This window comes from Hymenobacter terrestris (genome assembly GCF_013377905.1).
Classification (GTDB): domain Bacteria; phylum Bacteroidota; class Bacteroidia; order Cytophagales; family Hymenobacteraceae; genus Hymenobacter; species Hymenobacter terrestris.
In genome coordinates this window covers 1-348 of sequence record NZ_JABKAV010000171.1, presented here as the reverse complement: position 1 = coordinate 348, position 348 = coordinate 1, and the positions used below count along the sequence as shown (strand labels likewise).

Annotated in this window: 2 tRNA genes; both read right to left on the bottom strand. The window is 49.1% G+C overall.

Going from position 1 to position 348, the window contains the following annotated elements:
• Window positions 1-99 precede the first annotated feature (99 nt).
• A tRNA-Ala gene (locus HW556_RS18490) sits at window positions 100-176 on the bottom strand.
• A gap of 33 nt (window positions 177-209) precedes the next feature.
• Window positions 210-283, bottom strand: a tRNA-Ile gene (locus HW556_RS18485).
• Window positions 284-348 lie beyond the last annotated feature (65 nt).

The following is a 348-nucleotide window of genomic DNA, read 5'->3' as shown; positions in this document are numbered from 1 at the left end:
GCAACCCCAATTGGGCTACAAGGTGAAATCGAACAGTTACCTATTCTAATTTCGGAATTATTCTGTCACCTAATAAACACCCGGTCGGTATTTAGGTAATGGTGGAGAATAACGGAGTCGAACCGTTGACCCCCTGCGTGCAAGGCAGGTGCTCTAGCCAGCTGAGCTAATCCCCCGGTTGGTACCCGTTAGCCTTTCATTAAAGGCAGTGGGCCTGCCTGGACTCGAACCAGGGACCTCTACATTATCAGTGTAGCGCTCTAACCACCTGAGCTACAAGCCCGGCTCGACAAGCGGAGTCGAATCCGTGAAAATATTGAATGAGAGGAAAAGACGTTATAAGTATTC